Annotated in this window: 1 pseudogene; it reads left to right on the top strand. The window is 48.4% G+C overall.

The annotated features are described in order from the left end of the window. A pseudogene (locus A3EU_RS34705) lies at positions 1 to 1571 on the top strand (hypothetical protein); the annotation flags it as partial.

The raw sequence follows: 1571 nt of genomic DNA, 5'->3' as shown, positions 1-1571 counted from the left end.
ACCATCGTAGAGCGTACACCAAACATCCAGGTGAACGATTGTGGCTGGGGAAGTATCACCCGTCGCTTTGAAGCTTGGCAGTTACGTCCAGAAGGTGATGTGAACGGCAACGGAGCAATTGACATCAACGAAGTGTTCCGCTCGACGAACAGCTGTAGCCAGCTGATCACGATCACGGAAGTACACGATTTTGTTATCGACTTCCCTGAAGATGCTGATGCTGACTGTACTGATCCTGATGTACCCACGATTATCACCACCGCTGATGGTTGTGATATACTGACGGTCAATATCGGCGAGCCTGTGATCTACAGTGCAACTGGTGATGAGTGCTACAAGTACTCGATCACCTACGATGTAATCAACTGGTGTTTATGGGATGGTGAATACACCGGCTATGTTCTTCCTCGCATGACGGAAGATGACGGTGAATCACTACCTGTAGATCGTGCTGTAGAAGGCAACGAGCGCCCGGTAGTACGCTACAGTGATGACAGCTTCTGTATTGATCGTCGTCACAATGACCGCGATGGAGACAGTTCCTTGAGCAACTGTGATAGCCCGACGTTACCGAACTACGGTCGCTATATCTACACGCAGTTTGTGAAAGTATACGACTCAACCGCACCAGTGGTGAGTGTTGGCGAATACGGTGGCCCAACAGAAAATTGTCCTGACTTACTCGCTGGCCAGTTCGGTGATGATGACGGCGACTGTGAAGAAACCGTACGCATTCCATTCAGTGTAAGTGACGAATGTGAGTTATTTGATGGTGACGGTAACCTGGTGGTAAGCATCGTATCTGCTTCACTTGACTTATTCGCAGTAGATGCCAACGGCGACGGTGACATCAAGTCGAACGAGTTTGTAGCTGACGAAGACGCCCTTGGTTACATTGATGACAATGAAGACGGCACCTACCTGTTCACGGGTAGCTTCCCGATTATCACGAGCGCGATGGGAGATAACATCTACCACGCAGTACGCGTATTGTTCGAAGACGGTTGTGGTAACCAGACCAGCGAGACCATCGTATTTGATGTGATCGACTGCAAAGGCCCCGCCCCAGTATGTATCAACGGACTGACCGTAACGCTGATGCCAAACGAAGGCGAAGGTTGTTCGATGGCTATTTGGGCCAGTGACTTTGAAGGATCACCCATCAGTGATTGTACCGGTCAAGGACCAGAACTGTTCGGCGGTCTACCACGAGTTACCAAGTACGCTATTTACCGCGCGGCTGACGTAGAAGCTGACCCTGACTTTGTACCAAGCCCTGATGATACCGGATTGGTATTGACAGAAGCTGATGATGAGAACACCGTCGTCTATGTATACGCCTTTGATGAAGAAGGTAACTACGATTACTGTGAGACTTACATCTTGGTACAAACTCACATTACCTGTGAAGATCCTTCCAATGTAGGAACGATAGCGGGTATCATCATGACAGAAGATGCCGAAACGGTAGAAGGCGTAGAAGTGAATATCAATGGAGATATGAACTTTATGATAATGACGAATACAGATGGAACATATAGTTTCGAAGGATTACCATTGGGTGGTGATTA

It is taken from the genome of Lewinella cohaerens DSM 23179 (assembly GCF_000379805.1).
In the GTDB taxonomy this organism is placed as follows: Bacteria; Bacteroidota; Bacteroidia; order Chitinophagales; family Saprospiraceae; genus Lewinella; species Lewinella cohaerens.
Note: the sequence above shows the minus strand (reverse complement) of the source record. Positions and strands in the feature narration are given on the sequence as shown.